This window comes from Serratia sp. CY33525 (genome assembly GCF_052169115.1).
Lineage (GTDB): Bacteria > Pseudomonadota > Gammaproteobacteria > Enterobacterales > Enterobacteriaceae > Serratia > Serratia sarumanii.
In genome coordinates this window covers 143,695-168,984 of record NZ_JBJNLK010000002.1, presented here as the reverse complement: position 1 = coordinate 168,984, position 25,290 = coordinate 143,695, and the positions used below count along the sequence as shown (strand labels likewise).

Here is a 25,290-nt window from a genome sequence, read left to right as displayed (position 1 = left end):
CTCCAGCGCACTGCGCTTGGCGCTTTGCCGCCAAATCGGCGACAATAAGATTTTTGCCGCCGACAGGATGCGCTATGCAGGCCGAAATTCTTCTGACTCTCAAACTCCAGCAAAAGCTGTTCGCCGATCCGCGCCGCATCGCGCTGCTGAAACAGGTGCAGCACACCGGCTCCATCAGCCAGGGCGCCAAACTGGCGGGCATCAGCTACAAAAGCGCCTGGGACGCCATCAATGAGATGAACCAGTTGGCGGAACAAACGGTGGTGGAACGCGCCACCGGCGGTAAAGGCGGCGGCGGCGCACAGCTGACGCACTATGGCCAGCGGTTGATCCAGCTGTATGACCTGCTGGGCCAGGTGCAGCAAAAAGCTTTCGACGTGTTGCAGCAGGACGATCTGCCGCTCGACAGCCTGTTGGCGGCCATCTCGCGCTTCTCGCTGCAAACCAGCGCGCGCAATCAGTTTTTCGGCACCGTCATCGAACGCGATCATCAGCAGGTGCAGCAGCACCTGGCGATTTTGTTGAATGACGGCACCACTCGCCTGACGGCGGCCGTCACCCAGCAAAGCGCCGACCGGCTGCAGCTGACGCCGGGCAAAGAGGTGCTGACGCTGATCAAGGCGCCCTGGGTGCGGTTAAGCGTCGATTCGGCGGAGCATATCGGCGCGGATAACGCGCTGGCGGGCGTGGTGGCCGGCATTCAGCCGGGCGCTGAACACAGCGAGGTGCTGGTGACGCTGGCGGGCGGCGAAACCCTGTGCGCCACCCTGATGACGGCGGAGCTGCAGCGCCTGCAGCTGAGCGTCGGCACCGCCGTACACGCCCTGTTCAACGCCGATCGCGTGATTGTCGCCACGTTGTGTTAAGCGCAACGTAACGTTGCGTTTTTGTTGATTGACATCACCCTGCAATGCGCCTATTCCTAAGGCAAATAATTGCAAAAAAAGGAACAGGTGATGTCGTCGTTGCACATTTCGCAAGGTTCATTCCGCTTAAGCGATACCCGCACCCTGACGCTGGACGCGCTGGAAATCCAGGCCGGCGACAGCTGGGCCTTCGTCGGCGCCAACGGCAGCGGCAAATCCGCCCTGGCGCGCGCGTTGGCCGACGAACTGGTTCTGCTGGGCGGTGAGCGCCGCAGCGACTTTCAGCACGCGGTGCGCATCTCCTTCGAACAGCTGCAAAAAATGGTCAGCGACGAGTGGCAACGTAACAACACCGATCTGCTCAGCGCGGACGAGGACGACACCGGCCGCACCGCGGCGGAAATCATTCAGGAAGAGGTGCAAGACGCCGCGCGCTGTGAGCGGCTGGCCGCGCAGTTCGGCATCACCGCCCTGCTGACGCGCCGCTTCAAATACCTCTCCACCGGCGAAACGCGCAAAACCCTGCTGTGCCGGGCGCTGATGCCAGAGCCTGACCTGCTGATCCTCGACGAACCCTTCGACGGGCTGGACGTGCACTCGCGCGCGCAGCTCGCCACGCTGCTGAGCGAGCTTTCCGCCCAGGGCCAGACCGTGGTGCTGGTGCTCAACCGGTTCGACGACATCCCGGATTTTGTCCGGCAGGTGGGCGTGCTGGCGGACTGTACCCTGACCAACCGCGGGCCGCGCCGCCAGGTGATGGCGGACGCGCTGGTGGCGCAGCTGGCGCACAGCGAAAACCTCAGCGGGCTGGCGCTGCCGGAGGAGGAGGATCCAACGCAAAAGGTGGCGCTGCCGGCGGATCGGCCGCTGATCGTCCTGCGCGACGGCGTAGTCAGCTATAACGATCGGCCGATCCTCAATCATCTCGACTGGCAGGTTAACCCCGGTGAACATTGGCAGATCGTCGGCCCGAACGGCGCCGGCAAATCCACGCTGCTCAGCTTGATCACCGGCGATCACCCGCAGGGCTACAGCAACGATCTGACGCTGTTCGGCCGCCGCCGCGGCAGCGGGGAAACCATTTGGGAGATCAAGCGCCATATCGGCTACGTCAGCAGCAGCCTGCATCTGGATTATCGCGTCAACACCAGCGTGCGCAACGTGGTGCTGTCGGGGTTCTTCGATTCGATCGGCATTTATCAGGCGGTTTCGGATCGTCAGCGGCAGCTCACCGAGCAATGGCTGGCGCTGCTCGGGCTCGACGGCGCGCGCGGCGACGCCCCGTTCCACAGCCTTTCCTGGGGCCAACAGCGGCTGGCGCTGATCGCCCGCGCGCTGGTGAAACACCCGGCGCTGCTGATCCTCGACGAGCCGCTGCAAGGGTTGGATCCGCTCAATCGCCAGCTGGTGCGCCGCTTCATCGACGTGCTGATCGGCCAGGGCGCCACCCAGCTGCTGTTCGTCTCGCACCATGCAGAAGACGCGCCGCAGTGCATCACACACCGCCTCAGCTTCGTGCCCGACGGCGAGGGCGGCTACGGCTACCAACAGCAACGGCTGGAGGCGGCTTCCGCCTGAAGCGCGGCGTAAACATATCCGGCAACACTTCACCGCAGCACATCACATTTGGCCTTTTATCATAGAAAGAAAGAAGGCCATTTTCTGGAGACGCCATGTCCGCTGCGTTGATTATCATCGACCTGATCGAGGATCTGATCGGGCCCAAAGGGCGCGCCAACCACTGCCGCGAACAGGTGACGGCAAGCCACCTGCTCGCCAACGTCAATGCCGCCGCGGCCTACGCCCGGGTGCGAAAAATCCCGGTGATTTGGGTGCGGACGGGATTTGCCGACGATTATCATGACATCCCGCTCCACTCGCCGCTGTTCAACCATTTGAAACAGATAGGCGCGCTGCGGCTAAACGGCCCGGGCTGCCGCTGGGCGCCCGATCTGCATCAGGAGGAGACCGATCTGCAGTTTGATAAAACGGCGGTGAGCGCCTTCTCCGGTAACAATTTGTTAGCCTGGCTGCGGCAACATCGGTGCCATCATCTGCTGCTGGCGGGCGTCAGCACGTCGCTCACCATCGAGAGCACCGCGCGTCAGGCGCACGACGCCGGCTTCCAGGTGACCGTGCTGCACGATCTGTGCGCAGCCCCCACGCAGGAGCTCCACCAGCAGAGCCTGGACACCCTGCAAAACCTGGCGGAAATCGCCCGTTCGCAGGCCTGGATGCAAGGCTGACCTCAATACCGCCGGTCGTGTGGGCCGGCACCCTGCACGGATGCGTCACTGCCCCGACCTTTAGCGTCATCTTGGTGTGCTACTATCCGCTCTAGCGCTCAATTTCGCCATCATCGCACGCCGCATAGGCGCTGAGCGCCGTGTACATATTTTAAAGGGACATATCATGTGGGGCGTACTGGCTGCTTCGTTATTTTTCTTACCGTTTAACCGGCTGATAGCCTGGGTTATCCTGGCCGCCTCGGCGGGCATGGGGCTTTATCATGGGGTGTTGACGCCGCTCAGCCTGGGTTGCCTGTTGGCCATCGTGGCGCTGGCGGGGCTGCGTCACCATTTTCGCGAGCGGCGTAGTCTGGCGATCGCGTTCGAAGGGTTGGTGGTCGCCGGCTGCGTGGCGCTGTTCTTGCACCTGGTGCCGGGCATCCACAATCAGCTGATGATCGACGGTGAAAAAGCCGGCCCGCTCAGCGCGCCGTTCACCATGTATTACAACTTCGACAAGGCGATGGTGCCCTTCCTGCTGTTCGCCTGCTTGCCCACGCTGTTTTCCGCTGAACGCGGCGGCAACGTCGGCAAAACGGGCTGGATTGCGCTGCTGCTGGCCGTGCCGGCGCTGTTGCTGCTGGCCGTGGCGCTGGGCGGCTTAAAAATCGAGCTGCATGCGCCCGCCTGGATCCTGCCTTTCGTGATGGCGAACCTGTTCTTCGTCTGTATGGCCGAAGAAGCGCTGTTTCGCGGCTACCTGCAGCAGCGCCTCAGCCAGTGGCTGGGCGCCTGGCCGGCGCTGATCGTCGCTTCTCTGGTGTTCGGCGCCGCGCATTTGGCCGGCGGCATGCTGATGGTGATCTTCGCGACGCTGGCCGGGGTGATCTACGGCCTGGCGTGGATGTGGAGCGGCCGCCTGTGGGTGCCGATTCTGTTCCATTTCGGGCTTAATCTGACCCATCTGCTGTTCTTTACCTACCCGCTGTATCAGCATCCTTAACGGCTGACGCTGGCAGAGAGCCCTTCTCTGCCGGCAGGTCGGGTGAAAACGCTATCACCGGTAGCGCATCGCAATGCCCTCAATCACGTTGCCACCGGCTTTTCTCCGCCCATCAGGCGCTTTTTATCACAGTGTAAACGATTCCATTTTTCGCGTTAGATCACCTTTTTAACGCCGCGGGCGTGCTATCTTTTTGCGCAATGAGCTCTCCCTGTTCAGTAACGGGCGTATTAAGACGGTAATTGGAAGCGATTACACCCTCGTCGACGCCAAGAAAGGAACCGTATGACAGAATTTAACCCTATCGATCATCCGCACCGCCGCTACAACCCGCTGAGCGGCCAGTGGGTGCTGGTCTCACCGCACCGCGCCAAGCGCCCCTGGCAGGGCCAGCAGGAGGCCGTCCCGACGGAAACGCTGCCGGCGCACGATCCCGACTGTTTCCTGTGTCCGGGCAACGCGCGCATCACCGGCGATCGTAATCCGGATTATCGCGGCACCTACGTCTTCGCCAATGATTTCGCCGCGCTGCTGAGCGATACGCCGCCGGCGCCCGACAGCCAGGATCCGCTGATGCGCAGCCAGAGCGCGCGCGGCGTCAGCCGGGTGATCTGCTTCTCTCCCGATCACAGCAAGACCCTGCCCGAACTGACGCTGCCGGCGCTGGAGCAGGTGATCGCCGCCTGGCAGGCGCAAACCGATGAGCTGGGCAAGCACTATCCCTGGGTACAGCTGTTCGAAAACAAAGGCGCGGCGATGGGCTGCTCCAACCCGCACCCGCACGGGCAGGTCTGGGCCAACAGTTTTCTGCCGAACGAGGCCGAACGCGAAGATCGGCTGCAGCACGCGTATTTTCGGGAACACGCCTCCCCGCTGCTGCTGGACTATGCGCAGCGCGAGCTGGCCGCCGGCGAACGCATCGTGGTGAACACCGAACACTGGCTGGCGGTGGTGCCCTACTGGGCCGCCTGGCCGTTTGAAACGCTGCTGCTGCCGAAAGCGGCGGTGCAGCGCATTACCGATCTCAGCGCGGCGCAAAGCCAAGATCTGGCGCTGGCGCTGAAGAAGCTGACCAGCCGCTACGACAACCTGTTCCAGTGCTCCTTCCCCTATTCGATGGGATGGCACGGCGCGCCGTTCAACGGCGCCGACAACCGACACTGGCAGCTGCACGCCCATTTCTATCCGCCGCTGCTGCGTTCAGCCAGCGTACGCAAATTTATGGTCGGTTACGAGATGCTGGCGGAAGCCCAGCGCGATCTGACCGCCGAACAGGCCGCAGAGCGTCTGCGCGCCGTCAGCGATATTCATTACCGTGAAGCCGGAGCCCAAGCATGAGCCTGAAACCGCTTACCCATTCTCTGTTTACCGAACACTTTGGCTACGCGCCGGCGTTGACCATCCAGGCGCCGGGGCGGGTGAACCTGATCGGCGAGCATACCGATTACAACGACGGCTTCGTGCTGCCCTGCGCCATCGATTACCAAACCGTCATCGCCTGCGCCAAGCGCGACGACCGCCAGATCCGCGTGCTGGCCGCCGATTATCAGCATCAGCAGGATCAATTCTCGCTCGACGATCCGATCGTCAGCCACCCCGATCAGCGCTGGTCGGACTATGTGCGCGGCGTGGTGAAGCACCTTCAGCGCCGCAATGCCGACTTCGGCGGCGCGGATCTGGTGATCGCCGGCAATGTGCCGCAGGGCGCGGGGCTCAGCTCCTCCGCCGCGCTGGAAGTGGCGGTAGGCCAGGCGCTGCAGGCGCTCTATCAGCTGCCGCTGGACGGCGTAGCGCTGGCGCTGAACGGCCAGGAAGCGGAGAACCAGTTCGTCGGCTGCAACTGCGGCATCATGGACCAGCTGATCTCCGCGCTCGGCCGGCGCGACAGCGCTCTGCTGATCGACTGCCGCTCGCTGGAGACCCGTGCGGTGCCGATGCCGGACAACGTCGCGGTGGTGATCGTCAACTCCAATGTGCAACGCGGGCTGGTGGACAGCGAATACAACACCCGCCGCAAACAGTGCGAGGAAGCGGCGCGCTTCTTCGGCGTCAAGGCGCTGCGCGACGTCAGCCCCGAACAGTTTGAAGCGCGTCAACACCAGCTCGATCCATTAGTGGCCAAACGCGCATGCCATGTGATCAGCGAGAACGCCCGCACGCTGGCAGCGGCCGACGCGCTGGCGGCCGGCGATCTGCAGCGCATGGGTCAGCTAATGGCGGAGTCGCATGCCTCGATGCGCGACGACTTTGAAATCACCGTGCCGCCGATCGATAAGCTGGTCGAGATCGTCAAAGCGGCGATCGGCCCGCGCGGCGGCGTGCGCATGACCGGCGGCGGCTTTGGCGGCTGTGTCGTCGCGCTGATGCCGCAGGATCTCGTGGAGACGGTGCGTGCCGCCGTAGCGCACGAGTATCCGCGGCAAACCGGCGGATTACAGGAAACCTTCTATGTCTGCCAGGCTTCGCAAGGCGCCGGCCTATGCTGACCGCAACCACGGCAGTTGCCCCCGATGGGCAACCTTATCAGCTGACGCAGCTGCAAAACGCCGGCGGCATGACGGTGACGCTGATGGACTGGGGCGCCACCTGGCTGTCCGCCATCTTGCCGCTCAAATCCGGCGAAAGGCGCGAGCTGTTGCTTGGCTGCCGCAGCCCGGCGGACTACCAACGTCAGGGCGCCTATCTGGGCGCCACCGTCGGCCGTTACGCCAACCGCATCGCCAACGCCAGCCTGGCCATCGACGGAAACCCCCATGCGCTGGCCGCCAATCAGGGCGCCCACCAGCTGCACGGCGGCCCCGACGGTTTTCATGCCCGCCGCTGGCGCCGGGTACAGCATGATGCGCAACAGGTCTGCTATGCGCTGCACTCGGCGGAGGGCGATCAGGGCTTTCCCGGCAATCTCGACGTGCAGGTTTGTTACCGCCTGACTCATGACAATCGCCTGGAAATCAGCTATCTGGCGCAGGTCGATCAACCCTGCCCGGTCAATCTGACCAACCACGCCTATTTCAACCTGGACGGCGCCGGCACCGACGCCCGCGCCCAGCGGCTGCAGCTGTTCGCCGATCGCTATCTGCCCGTCGACGCCGAGGGCATTCCCTGCGCCGATCTGACGCCGGTAGACGGCAGCGGCATGGATTTTCGTCAGCCGAAAACGCTGCTGCAGGATTTCCTGCGCGACAGCGACCAGCAGCGGGTGAAAGGCTACGATCACGCATTCCTGCTGCATCGTACCTGTGGGGCGCTGGAGAGCCCGGCGGCCCATTTGTGGTCCGCCGACGGGCAAGTGCAAATGAGCGTGTTCACCGACGCGCCGGCGCTGCAACTCTACAGCGGCAATTACCTGGCCGGCACGCCGGCGCGCGATGGCGGCAGCTACGCCAACCATGCCGGCGTGGCGCTGGAAAGCGAGTTCTTGCCGGACAGCCCGCACCATCCCGAGTGGCCGCAGCCGGACTGCTGGCTGCAGCCGGGGAGCCGCTACCGCAGCGCCACGCATTATCAGTTTTATCCTATCTGACCCGCCACGCCCCTCGCCGTGCGGCCGGGGGCAATTTGTTATAAATGCTTACCTTTTAACGCTATCCCCCCACCGGCGCCCGCCTTCCCTTATTCCAAAGCGCGCACTACACTCAGGCTACCGTGATAAGCACAACGCCTTGTGCAACGTCACCTTTTTCGGCCGATGGCGGCCAATCAATAGCTGAAGGAACACCTATGCGTCTGATTACTGCACTTCCATTGCTGGCGGGCTTAATGCTGAGCACCAATCTGATGGCGGCCGACGCGACGACGGCGACGAAAACGCCTTCGCCGGCGCAGGCGGCTCAACAGAAACGCATGACCGACTGCAACCAGCAGGCATCCACCAAATCGCTGAAAGGCGCCGATCGTTCCACCTTCATGAGCACCTGTCTGAAATCCGAAGGCTCCGCCGCGACGGGCAAAACCCTGACGCCGCAGCAGCAGAAAATGAAGAACTGCAACGCCGACGCCAAGACCAAGGATCTGAAGGGCGACGCGCGTAAAACCTTCATGAGCAACTGCCTGAAAAAATCGGCCTGATTTTCCCCACGCCACGGCGCGCTCGAAGCGATTTTGGCGCGCCGTTTCCCCCCTCGCAGCGCCAGCCTGAACGATTCAGCTTTTTCCTTTCGCCAGCCCTTACTTTGCGGCAAGAAATTGGCTATGGTTAGACACTATCGATTGCCGAGCCCCGGCCCGCGGCAATATAATGATTTTCGTTATCATTGAAATGTCAGATTATTAAGGAGTTAAGCTATGGCTGTAACTAAGCTGGTTCTGGTGCGTCACGGCGAAAGCCAGTGGAACCAAGAAAACCGCTTCACCGGTTGGTACGATGTTGATCTGTCCGACAAGGGCCGCACCGAAGCGAAAGCAGCAGGCAAGCTGTTGAAAGAGGAAGGTTTCACTTTCGACTTCGCTTACACCTCCGTACTGAAGCGCGCGATCCACACCCTGTGGAACATCCTCGACGAGCTGGATCAGGCCTGGTTGCCGACCGAAAAATCCTGGAAGCTGAACGAACGTCACTACGGCGCGCTGCAGGGTCTGAACAAAGCGGAAACCGCTGAAAAATACGGCGACGAGCAGGTGAAACAATGGCGTCGCGGCTTCGCGGTGACCCCACCTGAGCTGACCAAAGAAGACGAACGTTACCCTGGCCACGATCCGCGCTACGCTTCTCTGACCGAGCAAGAGCTGCCGCTGACCGAAAGCCTGGCGCTGACCATCGATCGCGTTATTCCTTACTGGGACGAAGAGATCCTGCCACGCATCAAGAGCGGCGAGCGCGTGATCGTTGCGGCGCACGGCAACTCGCTGCGCGCGCTGGTGAAATACCTGGATAACCTGAGCGAAGACGAAATCCTCGAGCTGAACATCCCAACCGGCGTGCCGTTGGTGTATGAGTTCGACGAGAACTTCAAGCCAATCAAACGTTACTACCTGGGTAACGCCGACGAGATCGCTGCAAAAGCGGCCGCCGTGGCAAACCAGGGTAAAGCGAAGTAATTTCGCCCGTTAACGAAAAAGCCCCCGGTGAAAACCGGGGTTTTTTTTATTACTGCTGCGCCATCGCCTCGTTCACCGCGTCCAGCCGTTCCTGCATCGCCGGATGGGTGCTGAGCCAGGCCGGCAGCGCCCAGCCGTCAGCCGTTTCGCGTTCAGGTGCCTGCGCCAACGCGCGGTAGATCGCCGCCATTTGCGCCAGCGAACGCTCCTGGCGCTGCATTTCCGCTATCGCAAACGCATCCGCCTCACGCTCCATGCCGCGGGAAAACTGCATCTCATTCACGAAGGACGCAGACTGCAGCAGCGTGTCGCCGATGCCGCTGACGTCGCCGGTCATCCACATCAGCGTCAACGCCACCAGTGACGAACGCACCAGCATGCGCATCGGATGGCGATAAGCGTGATGCCCCATCTCATGCAGCATCACCGCCGCCAGAGCATCGTCGTTTTTCGACAGGGCGACCAGCCCATCGCTGAGCACCAGCGTGCCGTCCGGCAACATAAAAGCGTTCGGCGCACCGGGCGCCGCCATCAGCTTCAACGACAGCGGCGTACGCTCCTGGCGCATCTCGGTCGGCATCACCTGCCGGAACAGCTGCTGCAACGCCTGCTGCCGCTCGGCCGGCAATGCGGAGGGTTCAAAGCCGCTTTGGCTCAAAAACGTCTGCGTGTGTTCGCCCAGCGTCTGTTCCACCGAGGTAGGGATGCGCATGGCGATCTCGCTGCTCGCCCACGGCAGCACGACGTTAACGTAGGCCACGACCGCCAGCAGCGTCATCAGCAGCGCCACGACGACGCCGCGTTTGTGGCGCTCCAGGCGATGCACCCAGCCCGGCGAACGGCGCTGATAGAACCAGCGGCGGAAGGCCGCATCGTCATCCGGCACAAAGCGCGCGCCGTCCTTAAAGGTCAGCGTCAGCGGAATATTGCCCAGCGCCGCAGAGACGGTAATGTCCGCCAAGGGGATGTAACGTTGCTCATCCTGCCGCTGCAGCGTCACGCCCTCGCCGCTTTCGTTCACCAGCAGGCGAGCCGCCTCACGTGCGGCCCGCCCCGGCAACTGATAGGCGCCCTCGAGGATCATCGGCGCCTCAGAAGCTACCGCCCAGATCCAGCGCCTGCACCGCTTCTTCGGCCACCGCGCTGTTGGCGGTTTCCTGATGCGCCGCGATGTCCAGCAACGCCAGATCGCCTTCAACCGCCGTGCACTCCGCCAGATAACGGGCGTGGCGCACTTCCGCCACCGGCACGGCGAAACCGAGCGAGAACAGGGTGATCAGGGTATTGGTGATCAACAGCCCCATATACGGCAGCGTTTGCATGGAAGAGCGCAGTTTAACGTTGCCGTTCAGCGTCGCCTGGTTAAACAGATAGTTGCGTTGGGCGACGACCTGATAGCTGCCTGCGATCAAGGCGCCAATCAGCAGCACCACCATCATCAGCAGCAGGCTGCCAATATTTTCCAACACCAGCAAATCGGCGGTTTCATCCGTCAGCATGCCCATCAATACCATTTGGTACAGCGACAGAATGAACGACCCCATACACACCAGCGCCGCCAACATAAACGGCAGGAAAATGAGCAGGCCGATCAAGGCAAATTTGATAAAGGCCGACTTTTTCAGCTCGGCAATAAACGGCGTATTCCCGAAAAACAGGTTATTAACGTACAGATCGTGCTGCAGCGCGCTAATAATACCGTTGACGGCGGCGAATGCCGGTACGGCCAACAGCAGCGTCAACACCAACATCAGGCCGATGGCGTTGATGCTTTCAAAACCGCTGCCAATGCTGAGCAAAATGATTAAGGCGACATAAAGTCCGATAATCAGCAATAGCGGGCAGAACAGTAACGCCCAATAAGCGCGCCCGGTGCGGCAAACATAATTAAAACGCACGCCGCGATAGCTCGACATAATCGCATTGTAGCGCCAGCTGCGGATAACGATCCACGGCAGCAGGGCAAGCAACACCAGCAAAGCCAGCAGCCCCAGCAGTGGCGTTACCGCCAACAGGATATAAAATACGATGAGGCCGCCGATCACCAACAGCCGCCCTTTCAGAATTTGCAGCGGTTGCGCATGGTAATCGAAACGATCGCCGTCCAATTCCGTGTTGCCGTAAAAATAGCGGCGGCGGCGCACCGTCGCCCAGGCGGAATAGATGCCCAGCGTCACGATGGTCAATAATGCGTTAACCAACCAAATCGCGAAGTACTCGCCGCCTTTCCCATGGAATTTAATCCGGTGCAGCCCCAGCGGCTGCGAGGTATTGCTTGTCATAATTCTTTCGTCCTGAAAGGAATAGGTCATACCACTCCCCGCTTATTTGTCATGCGGGGTTTGTGGAATAAAAAAAGCGTCTTATATAAGCACAATGCCATGAGCAGTGACAATTATTCTTTTATTAAATAGGAATAATGCGAAGGTGGCCGCTTAATGATTTCATTGGCCTATTAAGTGTAAGCCTTAAATGAGTGGGATATATAGAGGTGCAATGACAAGGATAAAACAAGGGCCCGCTGCCGGGCCCTTGTCATTTTAGCTATTATCCGCGGCGCGCTTTCACCGCCACCGCCAGATCGCGCAGCACGGTTTCGGTATCCTGCCAGCCGATGCAGCCGTCGGTCACGCTCTTGCCGTAAACCAGCGGTTCGCCGCTTTCAAGGTTCTGGTTGCCTTCCACCAGGTGGCTTTCGATCATCACGCCGATGATCGCTTTTTCACCGCCGCTAATCTGCCCGCAAACGTCAGCGCTCACATCCATCTGCTTTTTGAACTGTTTGCTGCTGTTGGCATGGCTGAAGTCGATCATCACCTGCGCCGGCAGCCCGGCTTTGCTCAGGCCGGCTTTGACGTCCTTCACGTGCGCCGCGCTGTAGTTCGGCTCTTTGCCGCCGCGCAGGATAATGTGGCAGTCGCCGTTGCCGCTGGTGTTCACGATCGCCGAGTGGCCCCATTTGGTCACCGACAGGAAGCAGTGCGGCGCGCCGGCGGCGTTGATGGCGTCGATCGCCACCTTGATGGTGCCGTCGGTGCCGTTCTTGAAGCCGACCGGGCAGGAAAGGCCGGAGGCCAGCTCGCGGTGCACCTGCGATTCCGTGGTGCGCGCGCCGATGGCGCCCCAGCTCATCAGATCCGCCAGGTACTGCGGCGTGATCATGTCGAGGAATTCGCCGGCGGCCGGCAGGCCGCTGTCGTTGATCTCCACCAGCAGCTTGCGCGCCAGGCGCAGACCGTCGTTGATGTTGAAACTGTTGTCCATCTGCGGATCGTTGATCAGGCCTTTCCAGCCCACGGTGGTGCGCGGTTTTTCGAAGTATACGCGCATGACCACTTCCAGCTCGCCGCTCAGTTCTTCACGCAGCGCCAGCAGGCGCCCCGCGTACTCTTTGGCGGCTTTCGTATCGTGGATAGAGCAAGGGCCAATCACCACCAGCAGGCGATCGTCGCTGCCGCGGAGGATATTGTGAATTGCGCTGCGGGCCTGGGACACCGTCTTTGCTGCGCGTTCAGTGGCCGGGAATTTCTCCAGCAAAGCCACCGGCGGCAGGAGTTCCTTAATATCATTAATGCGTAAATCGTCGTTTTGGTAATTCATAGCTTTTCCATTCGGTATCGAGGGGTATTTCGCAGTGCGTAACGGTGTAGATCCCAACAATCTAGCCTGTGGGAATGGCGCTGTAAATCACCTTTGCCCCCCGCCGCTGGAACCGCCAAATTAACAGCAGATTGTGCTGTTTCATCAGGGGAGCGCAGAGCCTCCTTTTTCGCTATGCTAGCGATCGGAATATAAAGCGACCCGAGTTGAACATGCCCTCTCTGTTATTAGTTGATGACCACCCGGTGGTTCATGTCGCACTGGAAGCGGCGCTAATGAAATCATCCCGCCCCTACCGCCTGCAGGCGGCGCAGGACGACGTCCAGGCGCTGGCCCTGCTGGCCGAGGCCACTTTCGGCCTGGTGATCCTGGATATTGGCCTGCCGCAGGTCGACGGGCTGCAGCTGTTGAAAAAAATCCGCCGCCGCTACCCGCAGCAGCCGATCCTGATCTATACCGCGCAGGAGGCCGAGGTCTATGCGCGCATGGCGCATGCCGCCGGCGCCAACGGTTTCGTCAACAAAGGCAGCTCGTTGGCAGAGTTGTTGCAGGCGATCGAGCAGGTGCTGGACGGTGAAACCCACTTCCCCGCCGCCGCGCTGGCCGAAGAAGCGCCGACGGCAGACGGCGGGCTGCTCACGCCTAAAGAGCTCGAGGTGCTGGGCTTGTTGAGCCAGGGGCTATCCAACCTGCAGATCGCCGATCGGCTGCACATCAGCAACAAGACCGTCAGCACCCACAAGAAGAACATCCAGCGCAAAACCGGCGCCGGCAACCTGCTGGAGCTGGTGGCGGTGTTTAAAGAGCTGGCGCCATGATGCGCCGCGCCCTGCTGCTGCTGCTCCTGTGGTGCGGTCTGGCGCAGACGGCGGAGCCGGTGCGCTATCAGCTGGTCAGCAATCTGAATACCCCCGAGAATATGCTGATCGTCGGCGAGAAAAACCCCTGGCGCGACCGTACGCTGCGCGTCGGCATCGTCAGTGAGAACACCAGCCCGTACAACATCATCGTGGATGACGATCTGTATGGGCTGAATGCCGACTACCTCGGCTATATCCAGCAGGTGACCGGCATTCGCTTCGCCATTTACGGCTTTGCCGATCTGACGCAGCTGGAGCAGGCGCTGCACGACGGCAAGATCGATCTTCTGTACGGCATCCCGCAGAGTGAGGCGCTGCACGGCCTGGCGATCTCTCAGCCCTATTACGTCAGCAACCTGCGCGTATTGCGCGATCGCAGCAACGATCGCCCGGTGATGCTCAACTCCGCCAACGCCCGCGTCGCGATCGGCGCGCTGACCGACATGCAGTCCGGCGGCGCTCTGCAGGCGGTCGCGTCGCAGATCCAGCGCTACGACAACAATCTGCAGGCGGTCTACTCGCTGCTCAACGGCAGCAGCGACTACTTTATCGCCGACGAGGCCAGCGCCAGCTTTATCATCGATCAGCTGCAGCTCGGCCAGCTCTATCAGATTGAAAGCAACGAGAACCTGGGCAACCTGTCCTTCGTGTTCGCCGCCGACGACTCGCGGCTGATAGACACGCTGGACACCGCCATCGCCGACGCGCCGATGGAGCTGATGAACGCCCTGCAGGGCCGCTGGAGCAAGAAGATCCCCAGCTACCTCGACACCGGCAATGCCGATCTGACGACGATGGAGAAGAATTGGGTGGCGAGCCACCGCGTGGTTTACTACGCCGCCATCGAAAACAACTTCCCGTTCGCCTACCGCGGCTCCGACGGCCAGCCGCGCGGCTACGCCATCGACATTCTCAACATCATCGCGCAAAACACCGGGCTGCGTTTCGCGCCGCTGTGGGCGCGCAACGCCGAGCAGGCCGATCTGCTGGTGCAGTCCGGCCAGGCCAGCTTCCGCGCCGCCCTGCCGCTGGCGCGCGGCGTCAAGGCGCGCTACGGCGCCAGCATGCCGATCCACCGTTCGCTGTGGGGGGTTTACGTCGGCCAGCACGCCAACGGCATTTCCACCTGGAGCGATTTGGCCGGCAAGCGCATCGGCGTGCTGCAGGGCGATTTGGCGCAGGGGCTGGTGCCGGAACAGGAGCAAACCATCAGCTTCGCCGACAGCAAGTCGATGTACGACGCGCTGGCCAACGGCCAGCTGGATGCGCTGGTGGATAACGTCATCTCCGCCAACTTTTTGGCGCTGTCGCGCTATTCCGGCGCCATCAAGCTGGCCTTTGCCGCCAACAACATCCCCTACCCAGTGGCCTTCGGCGTGCGCCGCGATCAACCTCTTCTGTTGGCGATCCTTGATAAGAACCTGATGCAGATCCCGGCGGACACCCTGCAATCGCTGCGCGACGAGTGGATCGTCGATCGCAGCAACCTGATCGACGCGGTGAACGACAACCGCATGCCGCCGCAGACCACCTGGCTGCTGGCGCTACTGGCCGCCGCCACCGTGCTGCTGCTGGCGCTGACGCTGCGCCGTTTCATGCTGCAGCGCCGTGAAAAACGCGAACGCGAAGAACTCGAGCACGCGCGCCGCCGCGCCGAGGCGGAAAACCGCATGAAGAGCAAATTCCTCGCCACCGTCAGCCATGAGCTGCGCACGCCGATGCACGCCATCCTCGGCCTGCTGGAGCTGGAGCTCAAACGCCAACCCGCGCCGGAAGGCCTGCCGGTGATATACAGCTCGGCCTCATCGCTGCTCAACCTGCTCAACGACCTGCAGGATCACGCGCGGTTGGAAACCGGCTCGCTGACGCTGGCGCCGAAACCGGTGGTGCTGCGCCCCTGGGTAGCGCGCATCGACGCCCTCTACCGGCCGCTGATCGGCGAGCGGCCGTTGACGCTGAGCGTGGTGGCGGATCCGGCGCTGCCGGAGGCGGTGATTATTGACGGTGAGCGTTTACTTCAGGTGGCTAACAACCTGATAAACAACGCGATAAAGTTTACGCCGCGCGGCGCCATTCAGGTCGAGATCGGCTGGCGCGCGCAGGATGAGCGGCAGGGGGAATTGCATCTGACGGTGAACGACAGCGGCTGCGGTATCGCCGCCGATGAAATAGACAAGCTGTTCCAACCGTTTTACCGCGCGCGCGGCGCGCAACGCATCTCGGTGCAGGGTACCGGTTTGGGGCTGTCGATCTGCAAAGAGATCGTCGAACAGATGAGCGGCCGCATCGAGCTGCGCTCGCAGCCGGGCGTAGGCACCCGCGTCGAGGTCGCGATACCGGTCGAGCTGAGCGGCGCGGCGCCGGTTGCCGCCCCGGAGGAAAGCCCCTTTGCTCTGCCATCTTCCGCCTTGCGTACCGCGCTGATCGACGATCACCCCACCAATCTGTTGCTGATGGAACGCCAGCTGCGCCACTTCGGGCTGCAACCCGCCCGCTTCGAACAAGGCTATGCGCTGTTGAAGGCCCAACGCCGGCAACCGTTCGATCTGCTGTTTATCGACTATAACATGCCGCGCCCGGACGGCCTGACGCTGGCCAGGCTGATCCGCCGCGACGAACAGCGGCTGCAACGCCCGCCTTGCCGCATCGTGCTCTGTTCGGCAGACGTGCAGGAGTTTACCCGCATTCCTCCGGGGCTGGTGGCGATCGACCACTTCCTGACCAAACCGATTTCACTGGCGGCGATCGGCCAGGTGCTGGCTCAGCAACCGCAGGTGCAGGAAGCAAAGTCAGTCCTTACTGACCTGCGACAAACGCTGGCCGAAATGGCGGGTGGCGATCGCGCCATGCTGCAGCGGCTGGCGCAGACGCTCGGCGATACGCTGCGGCAAGACCGGCAGCGGCTCGCGGACGCCGTCGCCGCGAACGACTGGCCGCGCCTGGAGCAGGCGGCGCACCGCATCAAGGGCAGCCTGCTGATGCTGCAGCTGCCGGAAGCCGCGCAGCTGTGCCAGCAGCTGGTGGAAACCGCACGTCGGGGCGCGCTTGCCGCCGCCGCTTATACTAAATTAAAGGCGTTAGTGGCGCAGATAGTGCCGGAGCTGGACGCTCTGCTCGCCGCCGCCCCCTCTTTGGCTATGCATAAGGATGAATAATGTCGGACACTCCACACGTACACCTGCCGAAAGACAGTAATAGTAAACGCCTACTGACCGCTTTTTTAGTCACCGCCGTCTTTATGGTGGCCGAGGTGGTCGGCGGCCTGTTGTCCGGCTCGTTGGCGCTGTTGGCCGACGCCGGCCACATGCTGACCGATGCCGCCGCGCTGCTGGTGGCGCTGATGGCGGTGCACTTCTCCCAGCGCAAGCCCAACGCGCGCCACACCTTCGGCTACCTGCGCCTGACCACCCTGGCGGCCTTCCTCAACGCCGCGGCGCTGCTGGTGATCGTGGTATTCATCCTGTGGGAGGCGATACGGCGTTTCTTCGAGCCGCAGCCGGTGATGGGTACCCCGATGCTGATCATCGCCGTAGCGGGGCTGCTGGCGAACCTGTTCGCCTTCTGGCTGCTGCATCGCGGCAGCGAAGAGAAAAATATCAACGTGCGCGCCGCCGCGCTGCATGTGCTGGGCGACCTGCTCGGCTCGGTGGGCGCCATCGTCGCCGCCATCGTCATTCTTGCCACCGGCTGGACGCCGATTGACCCGATCCTGTCGGTGCTCGTCTCCTGTCTGGTGCTGCGCAGCGCCTGGCGGCTGCTGAAGGAGAGTTTCCACGAGCTGCTGGAAGGCACGCCGCAGGAGGTCGATATCGCCAAGCTGCAAAAAGACCTGTGCCTGAATATCCCGGAAGTGCGCAACATCCATCACGTGCACGTCTGGCAGATCGGCGAACAGAAGCTGATGACGCTGCATGCGCAGGTGATCCCGCCGCATGACCACGATGGGCTGTTGCAACGCATTCAGGCTTTTCTGTTGGAACACTACAAGATTGGCCACGTGACCATTCAGATGGAGTACCGGCACTGCGAGACGCCGGACTGCGGTATCAACCGGGCGCCGGAGCCGAGTGAACACTCACATGCCGAAGCCCACTCCCATCTGGGACATCGGCACTAAGCCAAGAGGGCGTCATCACGGCGCCCTCTGCGTTGTTAAGGTGCGGAAGAGAGCGGGTTGGAACCATTGCGCCCGGCGCTCTTGATCCATAGCCAGGAGCCGTTCAGGGCAATCAGCGTCAGAATGACATACTCCAGCGCCATCGCGTACACCCCCTGGTAGGCGAAGATCGCCACGCTGATGACATCGATAACCACCCACAGCAGCCAGTTTTCCACGTACTTGCGCGTCATCAGAATCATCGCCACGATGGAGAGCACCATCATCGCCGAATCCCAGAACGGGAACGCGTCCGGCTGCAGCTCAGGCATCTGCACGTTCAGCCCCAGCCCTTGCATCACCGCCACCGCGATCTGCGTCAGCCAGGCGAACACGCGGTCGATATTGAAGGTCATCAGGCCGATGCCGATGACGCAGACCGCCGCCCAGGCCAACGCTTTCGGCAGCGGCAGCCAGCGGATCTGCAGCTCAGCCTGATTATCCTGGGTCTGGCGGCTCCAGGCATACCAACCGTAAATATTGGCGCCGAAAAAGAACAGCTGCAGCAGCAGGCTGGCGTACAGCTGGATCTGGAAGAAAATCACCGCGAACAGCGTGACGTTGATCAGGCCGAACAGGTAGTTGATGATTTTTTCCTTGCTGGCGTACCAGATGCACAGCAACCCGAACAGCGTGCCGATGGCTTCGATCCACGACAGATCGTAACCGCCCGCGCCAAGCGGAATGTGCACCAGAATATTGCTGGTACTGAAGAAGCTCATGAGGTCATCCTTTTAAACGGTTAAGCGTTGCCTTTAACCTGCATTTTAAGCTGAGCGGCGAAATCCAGCATGCGGTTCAGCGGCACCAATGCCTTCTCACGCAGCGCGGCGTCCACGTGGATCTCATGCTGCGCGCCCCCCTGCTCCAGCCCTTCGGCAATCGCCTTCAGACCATTCATCGCCATCCACGGGCAGTGCGCGCAGCTGCGGCAGGTCGCCCCTTCTCCGGCGGTCGGCGCTTCGAACAGCTCCTTGTCCGGACAGGTCTGCTGCATCTTGTAAAAGATACCGCGATCGGTGGCGACGATCAGCTGTTGATGCGGCAATGTTTTCGCCGCCTGGATCAGTTGGCTGGTCGATCCCACCGCATCCGCCAATTCAACCACCGCCTGTGGCGATTCGGGATGCACCAGGATGGCCGCCTGCGGATAGAGCGCCTTCATGCGCCGCAGCGCCTGAGTCTTGAACTCGTCATGGACAATGCAGGCGCCTTGCCAGCACAGCACGTCGGCGCCGGTCTGCTTTTGCACGTAGCTGCCGAGATGGCGATCCGGCGCCCAGATGATCTTCTCGCCCAGGCTGTCCAGGTGTTCGATCAGCTCGACGGCGATGCTGGAAGTGACCACCCAGTCAGCGCGCGCTTTGACCGCCGCCGAGGTGTTCGCATAGACCACCACGGTACGATCGGGATGGCTGTCGCAAAACGCATGAAACTCCTCTTCCGGGCAGCCCAGATCCAGCGAACATTCGGCAAACAGCGTCGGCATCAGCACCTGTTTTTCCGGGCTGAGGATCTTGGCGGTTTCCCCCATGAAACGCACGCCGGCCACCAACAGCGTGGAAGCCGGATGGGCGCTGCCGAAGCGCGCCATTTCCAGCGAATCCGCCACGCAGCCGCCGGTTTCTTCCGCCAGCGCCTGGATTTCCGGATCGGTATAATAGTGGGCGACCATCACCGCATTGCGCTGCTTGAGCAGGGTTTTGATCTTCTCGCGATAAAAGGCTTTTTCGGCTACGTCCAGCGGTACCGGTTTAGGCGGGAAGGGATACACCGCCGCATTGACATCAAACATTTCACTCATCGCTGCAATCTCATGCTAGGCTGGGCGCCTGCCGCGTGAATATCGCCTGCCGCAACGCCCTTCGTTTTATATACTAAACAAAATACCTAAATTTGCGCGAAAAGTCCGCTGATATTTTCATATTTGCGCATCCATTGTTTAATGAATTAAAAACACGGACGCTGGCCGTGCAGTTCACAGCGGATAATGGCCTGACGAGACCGTATAGCCCGTTCAGAGAACAGCGGGATGATGATCGGTGCAGTGTTGAAACGAGAAAGCACGAATGTAGATTACGGTGCTGCAGATGCGAAAAAAGCGCCAAAAGGCGCTTTTTTCTGAATTGGTGGGTCGTGCAGGATTGATTCGGCCTTTGGCCTCACCCTGCGGGCAACGCTGCGCGTTGTCGTATCGCTGCGCGATGCTCGAACCTGAGCGCAGGCTCTCACCCGCACGACTCGGTGAACTCTGTTGGCAAGAGGATAAAGCAGAATCTGGTGGCGTAGATGCGAAAAAAGCGCCAAAAGGCGCTTTTTTCTGAATTGGTGGGTCGTGCAGGATTCGAACCTGCGACCAATTGATTAAAAGTCAACTGCTCTACCAACTGAGCTAACGACCCGCAGTGTGGTGGGTGATGACGGGCTCGAACCGCCGACCCCCTCCGTGTAAAGGAGATGCTCTACCAACTGAGCTAATCACCCACTGCTGTGGTACTGCTATTTTTCACACCTTGCTCTATCAAAGAGTGGTGGGTCGTGCAGGATTCGAACCTGCGACCAATTGATTAAAAGTCAACTGCTCTACCAACTGAGCTAACGACCCACTGATGTGGTTTACTGCTGATGGCGAATGGGTTACTGAAACCAACTCGCGGAAAACAAGGATGGGGATGTTCAGGACAACTCGACGGGTACTCGACTCGGACCTTTACTTTGCCACATCAAACCGATTCTGAAGCTGCCATTCTTTCTTAAAGAATGGTGGATCGTGCAGGATAACTTGGCCTTTGGCCTCGCCCTTGCGGGCCATCACCGGAGTGATGTTGTCTCGCTTCGCGAGACTCGAACCTTTACGGTTCTCATCCTTTACGATTCTCTATCGCAGCCATTCTTAAAGAATGGTGGGTCGTGCAGGATTCGAACCTGCGACCAATTGATTAAAAGTCAACTGCTCTACCAACTGAGCTAACGACCCATAACAGTGGTGGGTGATGACGGGCTCGAACCGCCGACCCCCTCCGTGTAAAGGAGATGCTCTACCAACTGAGCTAATCACCCACTGTTGTGGTTACTGCTACTTCAGAAATTGGTGGGTCGTGCAGGATGACTCGGCCTCTGGCCTCGCCCTGACGGGCCATCACTTCGTGATGTTATCCTTCCCGATTCCACTTCATTTCTTGCTTCAAAATTGGTGGGTCGTGCAGGATTCGAACCTGCGACCAATTGATTAAAAGTCAACTGCTCTACCAACTGAGCTAACGACCCAATTTCCCTGCCGCTTTAACATCTTGCAAGATGTCTTGGCAACGGCGGCATATATTACTAATTTATCTTGGCAGCGCAACCTAAATTTTTTACCGATGCGTTCAACTGCTTGTTCTTCACGCGAATGAGCCCAGAAATCGGTCAAATCGACTAACTTCTGGGCTCATTTTTCTGACTGTTAACCGCCTACGCGACTTTTCGCCTGTTTGGCCGCCGCACTGGTTGGGTACTGTTTAATCACCTGCTGGAACACGGCTTTGGCTTTATCGGCCTGCCCTTTCTCCTGCATGATGATACCCACCTTGTACATGGCGTCCGGCGCCTTCGGTGATTTAGCGTAATTCTTCACCACCACCGCAAAATAGTAGGCCGCGTCGTCTTTTTTACCCTTGTTGTAGAACAACTGGCCCAGCCAATAGTTGGCGTTGGGCTGGTAAGTAGACTTCGGGTACTGTTTTACGAAGGACTGAAAGGCGGAAATCGCCTGGTCATACTGTTTTTTTTCCAGCGCCAGAGAAACAGCGGCGTTGTAGTCGCTGTTCTCATCACCGCCGCTCGGCGTGGCGGAGGCGGCTGCGGGAGCGCTGCCGCCCGCATCGGAAGATGCGCCTGCGGCTGCCCCGCCGGCAGCACCCGCGGCCGCAGAGGCGCTCTGAGCGCCGCCCTGGCTGAGGCTATCCATCTGCTGATAGATTTGCTTCTGGCGTTCAACCACCTGATTCAACTGATACTGGCTTTCCTGGATTTGCCCACGGAGAGAATCAATGTCGCGTTGGTTATCAGAGAGTTGTTGCTGGAGTTGATTTAAAAGCTGGCCTTGAGCATTGCTGATACGCTCAAGCGAGGTGACGCGGTCTTCGACCGAGCCGGAGCCGACATTACTGATTGGCGCTTGGGCAGTAGCGGCCCAGGGGGCCGCTACGCCAACCAGTAACGACAGACTCAACAGGTGACGTCTGAAGTTACTGTTCATGCGATTCTCTTAGTAAACCAGAACGGCACGACGGTTTTTAGCATAAGCCGCTTCGTCGTGGCCCAGTACTGCTGGTTTTTCTTTACCGTAAGAAACGATAGAGATCTGGTCAGCGGAAACGCCTTTACCCTGCAGGTACATTTTAACGGCGTTAGCACGGCGCTCACCCAGAGCGATGTTGTATTCCGGCGTGCCGCGTTCGTCAGCGTGGCCTTCAACGGTCACTTTGTAAGACGGGTTGTTACGCAGGAATGCAGCGTGCGCGTCCAGCATCTGAGCGAATTCGGAGCTTACGTCATACTTGTCCAGGCCGAAGTAAACGATGTTGTTCTTCTGCAGTTCTTGCATCTGCAGACGAGCTTGTTCTTCGGAAGACAGGTTGCTGCTGCCGTTTTCCATACCAGTGCCAGCGCCCATACCAGATTGGTCGTTGTTTGCGCTTTTGTTAGAACTACAAGCTGCTACAGCCAGAACTGGCAGTGCCAGCAGAAGCCCTTTCAGCACTTTGTTCAGTTGCATTTCTTTGATCCTTTTATAGTTTGCCATACATATTTACACATGCATCACAGATACGGCGACCAGGCAGGGAATTTGACCTGTCCATCAGTTGCCGGAAGACGCGCTTTGAAACGCCCATCAGTTGACACCAACTGCAGCACGGAGCCCATACCTTGCGTGGAGCTATAGATCACCATGGTGCCGTTTGGCGCAATACTAGGCGTTTCATCGAGGAAGGTACCGGTCAAAACCTGAACGGCGCCCGATCCAAGATCTTGTTTGGCGATGTGTTGCGCACCACTGTTGGTGCTGACCATCACCAGGAATTTACCGTCGGAGCTGACTTCAGAATCCTGGTTCTGAGCGCCTTCCCACGTCAGGCGCTGTGCGGCACCGCCGCTGGCGCTGATTTTATAAATCTGCGGACGCCCGCCCTGGTCGGAGGTAAACGCCAGAGACTGGCCATCCGGGAACCAGGTCGGTTCGGTGTTGTTGTTGCGGCCATCGGTCAGCTGCGTGATCTGGCCGGAGCCGAGGTTCATCACGTACAGGTTCAGGCTACCGCTCTTGGACAGCGCGAAGGCCAGTTTGCTGCCGTCCGGCGAGAACGCCGGCGCACCGTTGTGGCGCGGGAACGAGGCGATCTGGCGGATGGCGCCGTTAGCCAGGGTCTGCACCACCAGCGCGGAACGGCCGCTCTCAAAGGTCACGTAAGCCAGTTTGCTGCCGTCCGGCGACCAGGCCGGGGACATCAGCGGCTCAGGCGAACGGTGCACCGTAAACTGGTTGTAACCGTCGTAATCCGCTACGCGCAGCTCATACGGGAATTTCCCGCCGTTGGTCTGCACCACGTAGGCGATACGGGTACGGAACGCGCCCTTGATGCCGGTCAGCTTCTCGAACACTTCGTCGCTGGCGGTATGGGCAGAATAACGCAACCACTGTTTGGTCACTTTATACTGGTTCTGCGCCAATACGGTGCCCGGCGAACCCGAGGTGTCCACCAGTTGGTAGGAGATCAGGTAGCTACCGTCGGCGCCAGGTTGAACCTGGCCGACAACCACGGCGTCGATGCCCAGCGCAGTCCAGGCCGCCGGCGTCACTTCAGACGCGGAGGTCGGTTGCTGCGGCATGCGCGCCACGTCGATCGGGTTGAATTTGCCGCTGTTGCGCAGATCCGCACCGACAATCTTGCCGATATCTTCCGGCGGCGTGCCTGGGCCCGCCCATTTAAACGGCACCACGCCAATCGGACGAGCGGAGTCGACCCCTTGGGTGATTTCAATGCGAACTTCCGCGTGCAGCACGGACGCCCACAGAATTAAAAAACCTAGCGCTACTCGAAATGCCTGCTTCATCTCATCTCCCTTATCCAGGCGGGATGCCTGCGATAAATTAGCAGAATTTTAACAAACCAACTTACGTAAAACTACATAATCCCTGTTGGTTACCTTAGTACATCCCTGTGATCTTACTCAGCTCAAACAACCATTATTGCGGCTTGAACGTAAGGGGAGCATTCTTAAACACCTCATACACCGCCAGAGAAGTCGTTACCGAGGATTAAAATCAATTGGTGCATTTTTAAATGCCTCGTAAACCTCTTTACTTGGTGGTTTAGGCATTTTCGCCTGCCGAGCTGCAGCTGCAGCTGCTTGGCAAAGTGCAGGATCGCCACCCTCTACTTTCACACCAATCACGAGACCATCAGGGGCCATATTGATTCTCAACGTACAAGTACGTCCCTTGTATGAGTCCCAATCATAGAACTTGTTCTGCACCGCAATTTTTATCTGGTTACCGTAGCTGGCCAAATCCGCCCCGCTGGCCCCAGCCGTTTTGGCATTGCCCTGCCCGGCCGGTTTACCGTCGCCCTTCGATTTGGCACCGCCGCCTTTCGGCGCGTTCTTGCCGTCCGCCAGGCCACCAAACAGATCGTTGACCTCCTCCGATTGCTTCGCAGCCTCAGCGGCGGCCTTCTTCTTGGCGTCCGCGGCGGCTTTCTTGGCGGCAGCGGCTTTCTCGGCTGCAGCTTTCTTCTCGGCTTCCGCTGCGGCTTTTTTCTCGGCTTCAGCGGCCGCTTTCTTCTCCGCAGCTTCTGCGGCTTTTTGCTCTGCGGCGGCGGCCGCGGCTTTCTTCGCCTCTTCCGCCTGTTTCTTGGCGGCGGCAGCGGCGGCCGCTTCTTTCTTGGCTTCCGCTTCGGCTTTCTTCTGCGCGTCCGCCTGCGCTTTGGCTATCTTGTCCGCTTCAGCCTTTGCCTTCGCGGCGGCGGCCTCGGCGACCTTCTGTTGCTCTTTGGCCTTGGCTGCGGCGGCTTCCGCCGCTTTTTGCTGCTCGGCGGCCTGTTTCTGCTGCTCCGCCGCCTTCTGCTGTTGCTCAGCCTGCGCTTTGGCGTCCTGCGCGGCTTTCTCCTGCGCCGCCAAACGCTCTTTCTCCAGCTCTTTCAGGCGCTGCTGTTGCTCCGCCTGCTTCTGCTGAAGCTCTTCGGCCTGTTGCTCCGCCTTTTTCTGGCGCTGCTTTTCGGCACGCTGCGCATCGTTGCTCTGCTGCTGCTGGCGATTGTACTGCTCCACCACCGCGCCGGGATCGACCATCACCGCGCCCACCACGGTGCCATCACCGCCACCGCCGGCGCCCATGTCGACATTTTCCTGCAGCGATCCCCAAATCAGCAGGGCAATCAGTATGAAGTGCAGAACGACCGAAACAATAACGGCGCGGTTCAGCTTATCGTTTTGCTCAGTTGCCTTTACCAAAATAGATTCCCAAAAACTGGTGTTGCTTATACGGGGTTCCTGGGCC

21 protein-coding genes, 6 tRNA genes and 2 other RNA genes are annotated in these 25,290 nt (G+C 60.2%); 12 read left to right on the top strand and 17 right to left on the bottom strand.

Going from position 1 to position 25,290, the window contains the following annotated elements; translation table 11 throughout:
- The first annotated feature begins 74 nt into the window (after positions 1–74).
- From modE to gpmA, 9 genes are all read left to right on the top strand, one after another.
- The gene (gene modE, locus ACJ8IM_RS05750; protein WP_033653524.1) at positions 75–866 is read left to right on the top strand and encodes a molybdenum-dependent transcriptional regulator; all 792 of its coding nucleotides are present in this window, start codon (positions 75–77) and stop codon (positions 864–866) included.
- Between the two features lie 90 nt (positions 867–956).
- Positions 957–2,444, top strand: coding sequence for a molybdate ABC transporter ATP-binding protein ModF (modF, locus tag ACJ8IM_RS05745; protein ID WP_033653545.1), 1,488 nt, complete (start codon positions 957–959; stop codon positions 2,442–2,444).
- A gap of 95 nt (positions 2,445–2,539) precedes the next feature.
- On the top strand, positions 2,540–3,112 hold the full coding sequence (locus ACJ8IM_RS05740; RefSeq protein WP_033647142.1) for a cysteine hydrolase family protein: 573 nt from the start codon (positions 2,540–2,542) through the stop codon (positions 3,110–3,112).
- A 166-nt stretch (positions 3,113–3,278) separates the two neighbouring features.
- Positions 3,279–4,097 (top strand): CPBP family intramembrane glutamic endopeptidase, encoded by an 819-nt coding sequence (locus tag ACJ8IM_RS05735; protein WP_033653526.1) that lies wholly within the window; start codon positions 3,279–3,281, stop codon positions 4,095–4,097.
- Between the two features lie 285 nt (positions 4,098–4,382).
- Positions 4,383–5,435, top strand: coding sequence for a galactose-1-phosphate uridylyltransferase (gene galT, locus ACJ8IM_RS05730; protein ID WP_033647144.1), 1,053 nt, complete (start codon positions 4,383–4,385; stop codon positions 5,433–5,435).
- The gene (gene galK / locus ACJ8IM_RS05725) at positions 5,432–6,583 is read left to right on the top strand and encodes a galactokinase (RefSeq protein WP_033653527.1); all 1,152 of its coding nucleotides are present in this window, start codon (positions 5,432–5,434) and stop codon (positions 6,581–6,583) included. The genes galT and galK overlap by 4 nt, the downstream gene beginning before the upstream one ends.
- On the top strand, positions 6,577–7,620 hold the full coding sequence (gene galM, locus ACJ8IM_RS05720) for a galactose-1-epimerase (RefSeq protein WP_033653528.1): 1,044 nt from the start codon (positions 6,577–6,579) through the stop codon (positions 7,618–7,620). Before galK ends, galM begins: the two co-directional genes overlap by 7 nt.
- A 197-nt stretch (positions 7,621–7,817) precedes the next feature.
- Positions 7,818–8,165, top strand: coding sequence for a PsiF family protein (locus tag ACJ8IM_RS05715; RefSeq protein ID WP_033637480.1), 348 nt, complete (start codon positions 7,818–7,820; stop codon positions 8,163–8,165).
- A 216-nt stretch (positions 8,166–8,381) separates the two neighbouring features.
- Positions 8,382–9,134, top strand: a complete 753-nt coding sequence (gene gpmA / locus ACJ8IM_RS05710; protein ID WP_033647147.1) for a 2,3-diphosphoglycerate-dependent phosphoglycerate mutase — start codon at positions 8,382–8,384, stop codon at positions 9,132–9,134.
- Between the two features lie 49 nt (positions 9,135–9,183).
- On the opposite strand, the gene ACJ8IM_RS05705 is transcribed toward gpmA, so the two are convergent.
- The 3 genes from ACJ8IM_RS05705 to aroG form a co-directional block, all read right to left on the bottom strand.
- Positions 9,184–10,218, bottom strand: a complete 1,035-nt coding sequence (locus ACJ8IM_RS05705) for a M48 family metallopeptidase (protein WP_033653529.1) — start codon at positions 10,216–10,218, stop codon at positions 9,184–9,186.
- Positions 10,219–10,225: 7 nt separating this feature from the next.
- Entirely contained in the window at positions 10,226–11,416 is a 1,191-nt protein-coding gene (locus tag ACJ8IM_RS05700; RefSeq protein WP_033647495.1) for a YjgN family protein, read from the bottom strand.
- Between the two features lie 265 nt (positions 11,417–11,681).
- Positions 11,682–12,734: a 3-deoxy-7-phosphoheptulonate synthase AroG gene (gene aroG, locus ACJ8IM_RS05695; RefSeq protein WP_033653530.1), complete on the bottom strand. Its 1,053-nt coding sequence runs from the start codon at positions 12,732–12,734 to the stop codon at positions 11,682–11,684.
- Between the two features lie 212 nt (positions 12,735–12,946).
- Here aroG and ACJ8IM_RS05690 point away from each other — a divergent pair, with 212 nt between their 5' ends.
- From ACJ8IM_RS05690 to zitB, 3 genes are read left to right on the top strand one after another with little or no spacing between them, the layout of a single operon-like run.
- A complete protein-coding gene (locus ACJ8IM_RS05690; protein WP_033653531.1) occupies positions 12,947–13,552 on the top strand; it encodes a response regulator in 606 nt (201 codons plus the stop codon).
- Complete coding sequence (locus ACJ8IM_RS05685; RefSeq protein ID WP_033653532.1) at positions 13,549–16,749, top strand: ATP-binding protein; 3,201 nt, start codon at positions 13,549–13,551, stop codon at positions 16,747–16,749. Before ACJ8IM_RS05690 ends, ACJ8IM_RS05685 begins: the two co-directional genes overlap by 4 nt.
- Positions 16,749–17,711 carry a CDF family zinc transporter ZitB gene (gene zitB / locus ACJ8IM_RS05680; RefSeq protein ID WP_033653533.1) on the top strand — a complete coding sequence of 321 codons (963 nt, stop codon included), beginning with the start codon at positions 16,749–16,751 and terminating at the stop codon, positions 17,709–17,711. Before ACJ8IM_RS05685 ends, zitB begins: the two co-directional genes overlap by 1 nt.
- 35 nt (positions 17,712–17,746) lie before the next feature.
- On the opposite strand, the gene pnuC is transcribed toward zitB, so the two are convergent.
- From pnuC to tolA, 14 genes are all read right to left on the bottom strand, one after another.
- Positions 17,747–18,472 carry a nicotinamide riboside transporter PnuC gene (pnuC, locus tag ACJ8IM_RS05675; protein WP_033637475.1) on the bottom strand — a complete coding sequence of 242 codons (726 nt, stop codon included), beginning with the start codon at positions 18,470–18,472 and terminating at the stop codon, positions 17,747–17,749.
- A 20-nt stretch (positions 18,473–18,492) separates the two neighbouring features.
- Entirely contained in the window at positions 18,493–19,554 is a 1,062-nt protein-coding gene (gene nadA / locus ACJ8IM_RS05670; RefSeq protein ID WP_033653534.1) for a quinolinate synthase NadA, read from the bottom strand.
- Positions 19,555–19,877: 323 nt separating this feature from the next.
- A non-coding RNA gene (locus ACJ8IM_RS05665) (RtT sRNA) lies at positions 19,878–20,002 on the bottom strand.
- Positions 20,003–20,076: 74 nt separating this feature from the next.
- Positions 20,077–20,152: transfer RNA gene (locus ACJ8IM_RS05660), tRNA-Lys, on the bottom strand.
- A gap of 6 nt (positions 20,153–20,158) precedes the next feature.
- A tRNA-Val gene (locus ACJ8IM_RS05655) sits at positions 20,159–20,234 on the bottom strand.
- A 45-nt stretch (positions 20,235–20,279) separates the two neighbouring features.
- Positions 20,280–20,355 (bottom strand) — tRNA-Lys (locus ACJ8IM_RS05650).
- Between the two features lie 156 nt (positions 20,356–20,511).
- Positions 20,512–20,636: non-coding RNA, RtT sRNA (locus tag ACJ8IM_RS05645), on the bottom strand.
- Between the two features lie 15 nt (positions 20,637–20,651).
- Positions 20,652–20,727 (bottom strand) — tRNA-Lys (locus tag ACJ8IM_RS05640).
- A 7-nt stretch (positions 20,728–20,734) separates the two neighbouring features.
- Positions 20,735–20,810, bottom strand: a tRNA-Val gene (locus ACJ8IM_RS05635).
- A gap of 131 nt (positions 20,811–20,941) precedes the next feature.
- Positions 20,942–21,017, bottom strand: a tRNA-Lys gene (locus ACJ8IM_RS05630).
- 178 nt (positions 21,018–21,195) lie between these two features.
- The gene (gene cpoB, locus ACJ8IM_RS05625; protein WP_033647153.1) at positions 21,196–21,990 is read right to left on the bottom strand and encodes a cell division protein CpoB; all 795 of its coding nucleotides are present in this window, start codon (positions 21,988–21,990) and stop codon (positions 21,196–21,198) included.
- Positions 21,991–21,999: 9 nt separating this feature from the next.
- Positions 22,000–22,509 (bottom strand): peptidoglycan-associated lipoprotein Pal, encoded by a 510-nt coding sequence (gene pal / locus ACJ8IM_RS05620; RefSeq protein WP_025160033.1) that lies wholly within the window; start codon positions 22,507–22,509, stop codon positions 22,000–22,002.
- Between the two features lie 44 nt (positions 22,510–22,553).
- Positions 22,554–23,846, bottom strand: coding sequence for a Tol-Pal system beta propeller repeat protein TolB (gene tolB / locus ACJ8IM_RS05615; RefSeq protein ID WP_033655159.1), 1,293 nt, complete (start codon positions 23,844–23,846; stop codon positions 22,554–22,556).
- A gap of 195 nt (positions 23,847–24,041) precedes the next feature.
- The gene (gene tolA, locus ACJ8IM_RS05610) at positions 24,042–25,244 is read right to left on the bottom strand and encodes a cell envelope integrity protein TolA (RefSeq protein WP_033655160.1); all 1,203 of its coding nucleotides are present in this window, start codon (positions 25,242–25,244) and stop codon (positions 24,042–24,044) included.
- Positions 25,245–25,290: the final 46 nt, after the last annotated feature.